Here is a 13347-nt window from a genome sequence, read left to right as displayed (position 1 = left end):
GCGTTAAGGCTCCTTTCCGTAGTCGATGTTCGCAAGCTCGTAGATCGCCTCGGCATATAGGGCGGTCGCCCGCAGCAGGCTGTCGATGGAGATCGACTCGTCCGGCTGGTGCGCCGTATCCTCCTCGCCCGGGAAAAGCGGGCCGAAGGCGACGCAACCGGGCAGCTTGCAGGCGTAAGTGCCGCCTCCCGTCGAGAGCAGCGTCGCAGTATGCCCGGTCTGCTCCGTGTAGATGCGCTGCAGCGCCCGGATCATCGGATGTTCGGCAGGCACTTCATGAGGCGTCTTAAGAGTCGGCGGCGTGAGCTGGAAGCCGTACGGCCGCAGCCGTTCTTCCAGCTTGCCGACAAGCTGCTCTCCGTTCGCGCAAGCCGGAAACCGGATGTTGAGCTGGAAGAACGCATCTTCCGCGGTTGGTGCGTAGCGAAGCAAACCGACGTTAACGGTGAGCGCTCCTGTCGCTTCATCCCGGCAGGAGATGCCGAGCGCCTCGCCGGAAGTGTCGGGAACGAGCAGCTCGACCGCGCCGCGGACGAACCGCTCGTCGTCCCCGCCCAGCGGCTGGCTGCCCAGAAACTCAAGCAGCCGCAGCCCGGCGTTGACGCCGATTTCCGGCATCATGCCGTGTGCGGACTTGCCGGCCATGCGCAGCACGGTCGAGCATTCCGACAATTGCAGGTCGGTCGAGGTCGTGCCGTGCAGTCCGTTCGCGGAGCAGAACGACCAGAACTCCGATACGACGGCCGCCAGCCTTTCCGGAGAGCCGTGAACGATCGCTTCCGCAGCGTCGGGCACCATATTCGCGGCGAAGCCGGAACGGAAGCCGCACAGCCTCAGCTCCGCTTCGCCCTCATCGCTGCCCGATAAGCGCAGCGTCATGGCCGTGTTGATCTGCCCTTTCTCCGCATGGACGATCGGGAAGTCGGCGTCGGGGGTAAATCCGGCGAGCGGAGGACGTTCATGGCGATTATAAGCGTCCATGCAGCTCATGCCGGTCTCCTCATCGGTTCCGAAGATCAGCCGAACCCGATGGCGCAATGGCAGACCGAGCTCCTTAACGATCAGCATGCCGTAAAACGCGGCCAGAGCCGGTCCCTTGTCGTCCAGCGCTCCCCGCGCATATAAACGGCCGTTTCGAATCGTGGGCACGAAGGGAGGGGAAGTCCATTCGCCGCTGGCGGGCACGACGTCGACATGGCTCAGTACCGCGATGTAGTTGTCCTTACTGTCTTTGCTATCTGCGAGACTTTCCGGACCGTCATAATCCGCGTAGCCGACGATGCCTTCAATCTCCGCCGTCGATAGTCCGTGCTTCCCGGCCAGTTCCAGCGTCCAAGCCAAAGCCCGGGCGGATTCTCGGCCAAGAGGGGCGTCCGGCCCCGCGGTGGCCTCGTCCTTCACGCTCGGAATCGCAAGGAGAGACGACAAGTCGCGCAGCAGCGCGTCTTGCCGTCTCCGTGCTTGCTCGATCCAATCGATGCGCGTCATAGCTTTTCCCCCCGGCGAAGCTGAATGACGCTGCGATTCTCGCCGATGACCAGTCCGTTGTCGTTGCGGATTTCCGGCGGACCGATCCGGTAGAGGCGGTCGATCGTTTCCCGGTTGTCGTAACCGATCTGCTCCAGTATAGAAGCGACCGCGATTGGCCATTCATCCTCCGAACCGTCGACGACCTTCAGCGCGAAGCCGAGCCTCTCCTTCTTCAGACCGAAGCAATAGATGCCTTTGGCTCCGCCCTTGGCGACAATGTTGTCGTCCATAAGCAGGTTCGGGCAGATTAAGTATTCAGCTGAAATCATGCGAGGATAAGCGTTCATCAGTCCCGTTACCTTGCGCACCGCCTCGCGCAGCGCCGGGTCGGCGATCAGATCCGGGCAGGCCAGCTTCAGGAAGGCGGTCGCCATGTGCCGCAGCGGCATGCCGAATACCGGGAAGCCGCAGCCGTCGGTGCCGATGCGGATGTCCTCCTGCGGAATCTCCGCCAGTTCGGCGGCCAGCGAAACGATGCGCCGCTGAACCGGATGATCGGGCGAATAGTAGTTGTCCAGCGAATAGCCCATACCGACGCAGGAGGCGAGCACGCCGAGGTGCTTGCCGGAGCAGTTGTGATAGATGCGACGCTGCGGCTGCCGCTCGGCGACGAGCGCATCCCGGGCGTCTGCGTCCAAGGGATAGGTCGGTTTGCAGACGAGCGTCTGTTCATCCAGCCCCAGCTTGCGGAGCATTCCCTCCAACGCCTCTACATGGTAGGGGAGAGCCCGGTGCGAAGCCATCATGATCGCCTGTTCCTCCGGGGTGAACCCGAACCGCTTGTCGAAGCCTTCCAGGAAAAAGGGCAGAGCCTGAATCGGCTTCGCCGCCGAGCGCATGAACGTGATTGCGTTCGGATCGCCGTATTGCCCGACAACGTCACCTTTTTCGTTCACTGCGCATACATGTCCGTAATGGACGTTTTCCAGAAAACCTCCGCGATATTCCAGCACAAGAGGCTCGGCTCCGTTCGCCAAGCTTTCCTCCAGTCCTGTTGCCAACTCGCTCATCCTTTTGTTCCTCCCTTATGGAAGAAGCTCCAGCTCGATGACCGTATCCTTCTCGTCGGGCAGGCGCGCGCCCTTCAGCGTAATAAACGCGCCGCTGTCGATGTCGGAATATTGCTCCGCCATCCAGGGGAGTTCTACCTTTAATTCAGTTCCGTCGCGAAGCAATCGCGCCCGCTTGATCCTGCCCTTCAGGCCGGCAAAATAGACCGGTCCGATGCCGCGATCGAAGACATGCGCGTACAGCTTGTTCCCATTTTGAGTATAACGGCCCCACTCCGGCTTGGCTAGCTCCGAAGCTCCGCATCCGTAGATGCTGTCGCCGTTTAAGCGCAGCCATTCTCCGACTTCGCCGAGTACGTCGAGAGATTCGCGGGTGACCTCGCCCTTGGCGTCCGGTCCGACGTTGAGCAGCAGATTGCCGTTCTTGCTGACGCATTCGACCAACGTACGAATGACCTGAGCGGCGGACTTGTATTCCCTATCCCCGGAATGATAGCCCCAGTTGTCGTTCAGCGTAATGCAGGCCTCCCACGGAATCGAGGCGCCGTTGACATCGACGATGCCGCCCGGAGGGATTATCTGTTCGGGAGAATAGAAATCGCCGGCGTATTCCTCGGGTTCCGCCGCGCGAATGTCCCCGCCGAGACGGTTGTCGATGATGATGTCCGGCTGGATCGAGCGGATCATGCGGATGAGCTCGGTCGCTCGCCATTTTTCCCCGGTCATATCGTCGTAGGAGAAGTCGAACCACATAATGTCGATCTTGCCGTAGTTCGTCAGCAGCTCGCGCACTTGGCCGTGCATATAGTCCAAGTAACGATCGAAGTCGATCGGCTTGTCCTTGGCGGCTTCGTTGTCCCGATCCGGATGAATGCGGTCGCCGTAGCCCGGATAATCGGGGTGATGCCAGTCGATGATCGAGTAGTAGAGACCAACGGATAGCCCTTCGGCGCGGAAGGCGTCGACGTATTCGCGAATCAGATCGCGCCCGGCCGGCGTATTCGTCGCTTTGAAATCGGTAAGCTTGCTGTCGAACAGACAGAAGCCGTCGTGGTGCTTTGTCGTTAACACCGCATATTTCTGTCCTGCCGCCTTGGCGGCGCGCGCCCAAGCCCGAGGATCGTACCGGGTCGCATCGAATTCGTCGAAGAAGACCTTGTACTGCTCGAAGCTCATTTTCTCGTTGCCCCGAACCCATTCTCCCCGCGCCGGAATCGAGTACAGCCCCCAGTGGATAAACATGCCGAACCGACTGCGCAGAAATTCTCTCGTTCTTTCTTCTCTTGTGCTCATTAGCGGACAACCTCCTACATTCTCCATATTCCCTGGCAAGATAAGGAGAGGAGCTATCCCATAAGCAAAGTTGCCAGAGATAATCGATAAATAAAGCAAGGGGTATGTGTCTCCCGGAGACTGCCTCATACGCTCCTGAAATGACCTTATCACGGGTTTACCTGTTCAAATTTCAGGAGTGTATAGCATCGGAGGGAGATACATACCCATTGCGCCTTTAACATCGATTATCTTTCACAACAACTTGATTGGCTTAGGGGACAGCACCCTCCCAACCGGCTTATTTCTTAATCTGAGCGTCGTACGCTTCTTGATAGATTGCGATCAGTCGCTTCAGGTTCATGCTGTCGAGCGTCTTGAGATAAGTGTCCCATTCCTTCTCGACGTCTGCATCGCCGGTGACGAAGCGAGCGAGCATTTCCTCTACGTAGTCGTTGACGGTTTTCGAGAGATCGGCGATTTCGGTCGCTTGCTCGTTCGTCATGAACAGAGGAGGAACGGTTGCGTAAGTGCTCGATTTGTAAGGCTCATAATTGTTTTTCGTCTCGTTGTAGAGAATGACTTCGAGATCGTCGTTGCCCTTGCTGACCGCGCTCAGACGGAATTCGTTGGAGCGAAGAGCCGGGCCGGTCTGCGCCCAGTTGACGTTCTGAACTTCGCCGAACGATTTCAGCTCGGACCATTTGGCCGGCTCGCCGTTAATGCCGATCTCGCCATCCGTCGCGTTGCGCCATTCCTGATCCGGACGTCCGTAGTTGCTGCGCAGCGTGTGCTCGTATTCGTACAGACCGTCGGCCCAGCGAAGCGCGACTTCCGGATTTTTCGCCTTGTTCGTGATCAGGAAGGAGCCGGTCGTCAAGCTCGTTGCGTCCGTAGGAGCATATTGCGCGCCGTTCGGACCTTTCAGCACGGGAACCGTCTTGTACTCGTTCCAACGTCCGCTCTCGCCGAGAAGCTGCGTGAATACGCCTTGGTGTCCGCCAGTAGAAGCGCCGAGCAGCGGAACGTCCGGATTTTCTCCGACCTGGATCAACTGGTTGTCGTCCTGAGTGAACGATTCCGGCGTAATCAGCCCTTCGGAATACAGCTTGTTCAGGTACTTCAAGCCTTCCTTCCATTCCGGCTTCGTGTACGAGACGTCGAGCTTGCCGTCTTGAACGAACAACCGCTTCGTCGTGCCGTATACCGGGTTATAGACGAATGAGTTCATCAGGAACGCGTCGATGGACGATCTCCACGATTTCGGAGAGATGGACAGCGCGACTTCGTCCGCCTTGCCGTTGCCGTTAGGGTCCTGCGTTTTGAACGCTTTAAGCACGTTGTACAGCTCTTCGGTCGTCTTAGGCATTTCCAAGCCGAGCTTGTCGAGCCAAGGCTGATAAATCCACATTTTCTGGCTCATCGAGCAGTGGTAGCATTCGTTGATTTCCGGCAGAGAGTAGATATTGCCGCCCGGAGCGGTAATCGCTTCCTTAATGTCGGGACGGTCGGCGAACAGCTTCTTCGTCTGCGTGCCTTGGCTCTCGATCAGGTCGTTCAGAGGCAGGAACACGCCCTGCGTGCCGTAGATCATTTCCTGCGCCGGGGAGACGTTCATGCCGAAGATGACGTCCGGATAGTCTTCGCTGGCGAGCACGAGGTTCAGCTTCTCCTGCATGCTTTGCTCCGGAACGACTTCCCATTCGATATGAACGTTCGTTTTCTCTTCGTACCATTTGGTGAACTCGTTGGTGGAGAAATCCTCGACGAGCGGGTTGCCGCGCACCATGACCTTAAGCGTCACTTTTTCCTTGGTGATCGGATAAGTGCCGGGCTCGGTCAGCAAGCTGCCTTCCGCGCTTGCGCTCCCTGCCGGTGCAGAGGAAGAAGAGGAGGCCTGGCCTCCTTCGTTTTTGGAGCTGGAGCAAGCGGCCAGCACCGTAGACAATAGCAGTACAGTCGCGATCATGCTAAACAAGGATTTCTTCATCATAATAGGATAGACCCTCCCGAGTGATTGCGATTTAATTTAGCCCTTTATCGAACCGATCATGACGCCTTTTACAAAAAACTTCTGAACAAACGGATAGACGAGCATGAGCGGGACGGACGAGATGACGATAAGCGAGTATTTGAGCAGCTCGCGCAAGCCTTGGCGGGCCGCCGCCGATTTCACGTCTCCCAGCATGTCGATCCGGACTTCGTTTTGTACGAGAATATCTCTAAGAATGAGTTGAAGCGGATACAATTGCGGGTTTTTCAAGTAGATCATGGCGTTAAAATATTGATTCCAATGGCCGACAGCGTAGAATAGCGCGATGACGGCGATAATCGGTCCCGACAGCGGGACGACGATCTTCAGCAGGAAACGGAAATCGTTGCAGCCGTCGATCTGGGACGCTTCAAGCAGCTCGCCCGGAATCGTTGTCTGGAAGTAGGTTCTCATAATGATGACGTTCCATACGGACAGAGCGGTCGGAATGAGCATCGCCCAGACGGTATCGATCATGCTCAGATCTTTAACGACGAAGTAGGTCGGAATCAGCCCGCCGTTAAACATCATCGTGAACACGAACAGCAGCATGAACTTGTTCCGTCCCCGGAAGTCCTTACGGGACAGCGGGTAGGCGGCGAGCACCGTCATAACGACGTTAACGAATGTTCCCGCGAGCGTATAGAAGAACGTGTTCTGGAAGCCGGTCAGAATATTTTTGTTTTTGAACACGGCTTTATAGCCTTCAAGAGACGGTTCCACCGGCCATAACCATACTTTGCCCGACAGGACGGCGTAGCTGGAGCTGAAGGAAGCGCTTACGACGTAGACCAAAGGGTACAGCACAACGATAAGCACGATCGTCAGCAGAATGTAGTTCGCGACATTAAAGGCACGGTCTCCGCCCGATTCCCGGATCGCGGCTCGATCGGAGGCTTTCATTCCTCTTACCATAGGCTTTCCTGCCCCACTTTCTTGGCCGTTTGATTCACGACGATGAGCAGCACGAAGCCGATCACGGCTTTGAACAGGCCGATAGCGGTGGCATACGAGAAGTTAAGCGCTTGCGAAACGAGGCCGATTTTGTACACGTACGTATCGATAACCTCTGAGGCCCGCAAATTCAACGCGTTTTGCATCAGCAAAATTTTCTCGAAGCCGGTCTCCATAATCTGACCCGTGTTCAAGATAAGCAGAATGACGGCAATCGGCATAATGCCCGGCAGGTCGATATGGCGCATGCGCTGGATTTTGCTCGCGCCGTCCATGACGGCCGCCTCGTGAAGCGAAGGATCGATTCCGGCCAATGCCGCCAAATAGATAATGCAGGCGAAGCCGACGTTCTGCCAGACGTGGGACCAAACATAGATCGATTGAAACATGCCCGCTTGCCCCATGAAATTGATCGGATCAACGCCGAACCAGCCCAGGAGCGAGTTGACAATGCCGGTCCGAGGGTCGAGAAACTGGAATAGCAAACCGACCACGACAACCAATGAGATGAAATAAGGCGCGTAGGTAACCATTTGTACGGTTTTTTTGAACCGCTCGTTTTTGACGTAATTCAATCCCAACGCCAACAGAATCGGAAAAGGAAAGCTGGCAATGAGAGTGTAGACGCTGATGGACAGCGTATTTCTGAGCAATCTCCAAAATTCGTAGGAATTAAAGAAACGCTCGAAATGGTCGAAGCCGACCCATGGACTTCCGAACATGCCTTTGGTGACAGTGAATTGCTTAAACGCGATAACGTTTCCAAACATCGGTACGTATTTGAATACGATGATGTAAAGAAGCGGTAGAGCGAACAACGCATACAGTTGCCAGCCTTTCCTTACATCGGTCAATGTTTTCAGTTGCCATCCCCCCTCGGCTTAAGACTTGGTGTTGCCGGCCGGTGATTCGAAGTATAGAGGGGGGAGGGGCTAACCGTAAAGCTGACAAAATCAAGGATTATGCACGAATTTAGATTGGCTTGTAAGCGCTTTTATTCCGTATTCATAGACTATTCAATTGTTTAGAATCAGCCGCGGGAATTACGGCGGAACTCCGTGGCGCTAAGGCCGTTGGACCTTTTGAAGGCGCGGCTGAACGAGTTGAGGGAGTAGTAACCGACCCAGGCGGAGATTTCGCTGACGGGCATGTCGCTCTCGACCAGCATTCGCTTGGCATGGCCCATGCGCACGTTCTCCAAGTAGTCGGAGAAATTCACGCCGGTCTGTTCTTTGAAAAAATAAGAAATGTACGCTTCCGATGTGTTGAAGCGATCGGCCAAGGTAGTCAGGCTCAAGTCGGTCTGCATATAGTGTTCGTCGAGATAGCGGATCAAGTCGTCTTTAAGCTGATTGTTATGGCTTTTCTTCCGGTCGTGCTGGCCGCGGCAGAGATGCAGGAAGGCGTCCGACAACTGGCCGAACGCCAGCTTAGCCGCACGTCCGGCTTCCGGGGCGAGCAGCGCCGTATGAATCATCTCGTGCTGTCGATCCGCCTCCGTTCCGGCCTGCTCGAGGCACTTCAGGAGCGTGCCGGTCATTTCATTCACGAGAATTTTGCCGATGGCGGCCGGCAAATTCGGCTGATCGAGATTATTCTCGCGAATTTGACCGAGCAGCGCCTCGGTTTCCGATACGCTGCCCGATTTGACGAGATTAATGAGCCGTTGCTCCACGTCCGGCGGGTAATAGTAGGCCGGCAGCGTAGTCGGACTGATCTCGTCGTCCTGCGCGACGATCGTGCGTTCCTCGGACCAGCTGGCTCGCTGCATCAACAGACGGGCTTCCTCGTATGAGCGGCTGATCTCGGTCATCTCCAGGTAACAACCGCCGACTGCCGCGTAGGTTTGCACGTTTAAAGCGGCGGCTATGCGGTTTTGGAGTTCCTTGAGCATGCGCCGGATTTCATCGAGAAAAGCTTCAGGGGAATCCGAGTCGTCGTTGAACAACAGGCCGATCTGGTTTTCGCCGAGATCGTGAGTCGAGATCGTTCGGCCGAAGCTTTTGACGATAATATCCCGAATGGCGATCTTGCGAAAGTCCAGCTCGGTGAGCATCGCTTCGTTATACGTGCCGTCATAGCCGGAGATGACGAGAATGCCGACGGAGAAGCGGCCGCCCTCCCAGGCTTGCCTGGAATGCTCCATGGCGACGGCGATGTCTTTGTTGGACAAGTAGTGGCCCCGAAGCAGCCGATCGTAAAAGCCGCTGCGAATGAGCGGAACCTGCTGTTCCATCTTCTCGGACAGAAAATCGTTGCTGTGGACCAGGCTGACGACGGAGGTACGGATCTGATCCCAGGCGTTGCGCTGAGAGGCAGCTTCTCCGCCGCCGAAGCGCTGGCTGGGCAGAACGCGCAGCAGCATCCAGAGCGGTCGACTGTTGCGGTAAGAGAACAGCAGGGCGGCCAGCAGGCCGAAGCCGAGACCGAGCAGAATAATCGTCAGGATCAATTCTTTAAAATAGTGCACCTGCTGAAGCACATAGGATTCGGGCTGCGCCGATACGTACGTCCAGCCGTTGTAGCGGGACGTCGTCTTCGTGACCAGCATGCTGCTGCCCTCGATATTCAACTGGGAGAAGCCGTCTGGCAGATCCTTCACCCCGCCGATGTCGGCGTCCGAGCCGATGCGACTGATAATGTCCCCTTTGGCGTCGGCGATAAAGGCGAAGCCTCCGTTGCTCGAATCCAGCTTGTGGAGCAGGCTGCGGATTTGATTGTCGTCGATCAGCATCAGAACGACGCCGGGTCGGTCCCGGGTTCCGAACGACTGCATATAGGAGACGACGGAATGGAGCTTGCCCCGATAAACGGCGGGCTGGCCGGGCAGGAACGTTTTGCGGCCCGCGGATTCCGTGAGTCCGTCCGCCCATTCCTCATAGGTTTGCTCGGCGTATCGGAATTCCAGATCGTAAAATTGCCGCAGCGAATGGGAGCTGTCCGGAGAGACGACGGCTCCGCTGCGTGGATACGCGACGTAGTAATCCAAAATGAAATGATTAAACAAGGGATAGTCGAACAGAGCGGTACGGAGCTCCAGGATGCGAACCGGATTCGTGCCGTAGAACGGCTTGTCGACGTAGAGAAAGCTCAGCACCTTGGGGGAGCTGGACACCTGCTCGGCGATCGTCTCCAGCTCCTCGAACCGGCGATCCATAATTTCCTTTGTCTGCTGCATGACCGTATAAGCCGTTTCTTTGGAGTTATTTTCCACTAAAGTTGACGTTCTGTCGTAGGCGTATAGGGCAACGGCCAGAAATCCGACCAGCAGAATGCCGTAAGGAGCGAAGAAATGAATCCACACCTTCATGCTACCGCGCTGTTTCTCTGTATTCATCAATGAACTCCCCCTGATATTTGCGTCTCTCTCTGATCTGTCTTTGGGTGAAAGGGCTTTCTAAATGATAACAAATAACATGCGTCAGCGGTATTCGCGAGCGGCTGTATTTTCTTGCCAAGCTCAGCTGAGGAAAGTGAAGCTGCTCTATCTCGTTTCTCTCTAGTTTGTCGGACAAAGCAGGTTATCGACGACCAGATCGTCAGGCGATTTTAGAAAGTGGGACGTCTTTGATCATAAAACTTCTGTATCATGTTATAATATATTACATTCAAAATGTTAAATTCAGCAATAATCTAAATAAACGAAGAATCATGTTATTTTTATTGACATAAACGTGCGAAAGTTATATTCTTTACTTGAGATAACGTTTGCTCATTATTATCTTGAGAAAACCTGGAAGAGGAGAGGGGAATGCGATTGGATGAAAATTATTTTTCAATTTGGGGTTGAAAAGGGGATTTATTTAGGGTAATATGTCGAATGAAAACGCAATCATGGTTGCGGAAAATGAAAAAGGTCAAAAAAAGAGTCGGAAATTCCGATATTTTTTTGACAAAGTTGCGAGAACGTTCTCGCAAATGCTGGGGGATGAATAAAATTGGCCGTGCAATTGAAGGACATTGCCAAGCGACTAAACATTTCGATCTCGACCGTATCCAGAGTCATTAACGGCACGGGCAGAGTTAATAAGGACACCAAGGAGCTGATTCTCAAGACGATAAAGGAAATGGGCTACCAGCCGAATGAGGTCGCGCGCAGCTTGAAGCGGAAGAGCGCCAATACGATCGGAGTTATCGTGCCCGATATCTCCAACAGCTTCTATGCGAGCGTCATCAAAGGCGTGGAGAAAGTGGCGAGAGAGAACGAGCACTCGGTCATCGTCTGCAACAGCGACGAGGATATCCAGAAGGAGGAAGAGTACGTTCAACTCCTGCTGCAGAAGCAGGTGACGGGACTCGTCCTTGCTACTGTAGGGGGAGATCCGCAGCTGTTCGAGCAATACAAGCGATCCGGCATTCCGTTTGTTTTCTTCGACAACCTGCCGAATACGCAGGAGAATTTCGACGTCGTGACGATTGACAACTTGAAGGCCGGCTACGAGCTGGCGAGGCATCTTGTCGAGCAGGGGCACGAGAAGCTGGCGATTCTGACCGGCCCGCAGCACCAATCGTCGGCGGCCGAGCGTCTGCAGGGATTTCGGAGATGCTTGGAGGAGAACGGGCTGTCCGTTCGGGACGAATGGATCGGCGTAGGGGAATTCCGCAAAGAGAGCGGCTACAAAATCATGAGCGAATGGTTGAAGCAGGATGAACTGCCGACGGCGATTTTCGCCGCGAACGATTTTCTGCTCTACGGCGCGATCAAAGCGATTTTGGAGAAGGGGCTGAGCGTTCCTCACGATATTGCAGCCGTATGCTTCGACGCCAACGACGAGACGGGCTTGATCCGGCCGCAGATCACTTCGGTCGTTCAGCCGGCGGATATGATCGGCTCGATTGCGGGAGAGATCATTATGAGGAAAGAGAAAAACAAAAATATGCCGGTGTTCGAGAAAATCGTGCTCGAGCCCAAGCTGATCATCAATGAGTCAAGCCAAAAACGTATCGGGGGATGACGACATGAACGACAACAAGGGGAAAAGGCTATGGGTATTTCCCGATTGCGAGCTGCCGCCGCCCGGCGAGCATCCGCTGGAAGGCCACGAATCGATCATCGTGCTGAACATGAACGACGACAAGGCGATCCTGCGGTTTACCTTGTACTTCCCAGACCAAGAGCCGGTGGAAGGCCTTGCCGCAGAGGTTGAAGGGCAGCGGGTGCGCTGCTTCCGGCTGGATCATCCGGAGGACCTTGGCGGGTACGTCGTGCCGAAGGAGACACAGTATGCCGTCAAGCTGGTCAGCGACGTCCCGGTCGTAGTCCAGTACGGAAGATTGGATACCCGTCAGACGAATATGGCATTTTACACTACGATGGGGCTAAGCGTCTGATCTGCGAACGCCCGCTATGTTTTTGCTTTCGAATCGGCATTAGGGGCCTGCGGGTTTATCCGCGGTCTGCAACAACATATATAAGGAGGCAATAAGTATGACAAAGGGTTGGGTTAAGTCATTCTCCGCAGTATTGGTGCTTACGCTTGTGTTGGTTGGCTGTTCGAATTCCGGCAAGAACAACAATGAGACGGGAGGAGCGGCGAGCGGCAGTCCTTCGGCAGCGGGCGATCAGACGGTTATCGGCGGCGCGATCATGAATCTCGGCTGGCCTTGGTATCAGGGCGCGATCGACGGAATGAACAATTATGCCGCGAAGTCGGGCAAAAACTTAAAGCTGCAATTCGAAGACGGCAAGTTCGACATCAATACGCAGATCACTCAATTGGAAAATATGGCGCAGCTAGGGGCCAAAGGCATCGTCGTATTCCCGGTCGACGGCAAAGCGATCATTCCGACGATGGTCAAGCTGCATGAGCAGGGCGTGAAAATCGTCGTAGGCGACTACCCGCAATCGCCGGATAACCCGGAAGATGCAGTATGGGAAACGTTCGTCGGACACGACTTCAAGGAGATGGGCAAAGCCGCGGGCGAGGTTGCGATTAATTATTTGAAAACTCTGAATAAAGAAGATCCGACCGTCGTCTATTTGTCCGTTCCGGCCTCCGGCCAAGCGTCCGTCGATCGCTTCGAAGGATTTTCCAGCGTCATCAAGGAGGCGTTCCCAAATGCAAAAGTCATTGAAGAGGGAGACCCTAAAGGAGATCGCAACTCGGCGCAGACGCTGTTCGAGAACGTGCTTCAACGGAATAAATCGGTCGACGTTGTCAGCGGTCACAACGATGCGCTCGTTCTCGGCGCTTACAATGCGGCCGTCAGCACGAACCGCGACAAGGAAGTGAAGTTTATCGGTTTGGCCGGCGACAAGGAGGTGCTGCAGTACATCCAGGACGGCAATCCGGCGTGGATCGGCGAAGTGCTTCAGGATCCGGTCGTATTGGGAGAGGTTGCGCTTGAAGCGCTGCTAGCCTCGCTCGACGGCAAGGATCTTGGCGAGACGACGCCGCTGCCGAAGCCCGAGACGATTACTCCGGAGAACATCAACAACTACGATTGGAAGAATTGGTCCTGGCTGGGGAATTAAACAAACACGGGAGGGAACGGCGCATGTGGTTCCTTCCCCTGACCGGAAACAACGAGATGTAGAGGAGGAACATG

Annotated in this window: 10 protein-coding genes; 3 read left to right on the top strand and 7 right to left on the bottom strand. The window is 55.3% G+C overall.

The annotated features are described in order from the left end of the window. Positions 1 to 3: 3 nt before the first annotated feature. The 7 genes from pepV to J4772_RS34390 all read right to left on the bottom strand — a co-directional run bounded on the left by pepV (position 4) and on the right by J4772_RS34390 (position 10135). The gene (gene pepV / locus J4772_RS34420; protein ID WP_209073314.1) at positions 4 to 1488 is read right to left on the bottom strand and encodes a dipeptidase PepV; all 1485 of its coding nucleotides are present in this window, start codon (positions 1486 to 1488) and stop codon (positions 4 to 6) included. Beyond that, the gene (locus J4772_RS34415; protein WP_209073313.1) at positions 1485 to 2540 is read right to left on the bottom strand and encodes an asparaginase; all 1056 of its coding nucleotides are present in this window, start codon (positions 2538 to 2540) and stop codon (positions 1485 to 1487) included. Before J4772_RS34415 ends, pepV begins: the two co-directional genes overlap by 4 nt. Before the next feature lie 15 nt (positions 2541 to 2555). Beyond that, on the bottom strand, positions 2556 to 3833 hold the full coding sequence (locus tag J4772_RS34410) for an alpha-L-fucosidase (protein ID WP_209073312.1): 1278 nt from the start codon (positions 3831 to 3833) through the stop codon (positions 2556 to 2558). A 280-nt stretch (positions 3834 to 4113) separates the two neighbouring features. After that, complete coding sequence (locus tag J4772_RS34405; RefSeq protein WP_371822803.1) at positions 4114 to 5805, bottom strand: ABC transporter substrate-binding protein; 1692 nt, start codon at positions 5803 to 5805, stop codon at positions 4114 to 4116. A 36-nt stretch (positions 5806 to 5841) separates the two neighbouring features. Continuing rightward, on the bottom strand, positions 5842 to 6759 hold the full coding sequence (locus tag J4772_RS34400; RefSeq protein ID WP_116065739.1) for a carbohydrate ABC transporter permease: 918 nt from the start codon (positions 6757 to 6759) through the stop codon (positions 5842 to 5844). Further along, positions 6753 to 7625, bottom strand: coding sequence for an ABC transporter permease (locus J4772_RS34395; protein ID WP_116065753.1), 873 nt, complete (start codon positions 7623 to 7625; stop codon positions 6753 to 6755). The genes J4772_RS34400 and J4772_RS34395 overlap by 7 nt, the downstream gene beginning before the upstream one ends. A gap of 203 nt (positions 7626 to 7828) precedes the next feature. Then, the gene (locus J4772_RS34390; protein ID WP_209073311.1) at positions 7829 to 10135 is read right to left on the bottom strand and encodes a helix-turn-helix domain-containing protein; all 2307 of its coding nucleotides are present in this window, start codon (positions 10133 to 10135) and stop codon (positions 7829 to 7831) included. 607 nt (positions 10136 to 10742) lie between these two features. Here J4772_RS34390 and J4772_RS34385 point away from each other — a divergent pair. The 3 genes from J4772_RS34385 (at position 10743) to J4772_RS34375 (ending at position 13273) form a co-directional block, all read left to right on the top strand. Continuing rightward, positions 10743 to 11753 (top strand): LacI family DNA-binding transcriptional regulator, encoded by a 1011-nt coding sequence (locus J4772_RS34385; RefSeq protein WP_247741255.1) that lies wholly within the window; start codon positions 10743 to 10745, stop codon positions 11751 to 11753. A 4-nt stretch (positions 11754 to 11757) separates the two neighbouring features. After that, positions 11758 to 12129, top strand: a complete 372-nt coding sequence (locus J4772_RS34380) for a sensory rhodopsin transducer (protein WP_209073309.1) — start codon at positions 11758 to 11760, stop codon at positions 12127 to 12129. Positions 12130 to 12226: 97 nt separating this feature from the next. Next, the gene (locus J4772_RS34375; RefSeq protein WP_209073308.1) at positions 12227 to 13273 is read left to right on the top strand and encodes a sugar ABC transporter substrate-binding protein; all 1047 of its coding nucleotides are present in this window, start codon (positions 12227 to 12229) and stop codon (positions 13271 to 13273) included. Positions 13274 to 13347: the final 74 nt, after the last annotated feature.

This window comes from Cohnella sp. LGH, assembly GCF_017671885.1.
In the GTDB taxonomy this organism is placed as follows: domain Bacteria; phylum Bacillota; class Bacilli; order Paenibacillales; family Paenibacillaceae; genus Cohnella; species Cohnella phaseoli.
This window is presented reverse-complemented; position numbering and strand designations above follow the sequence as displayed.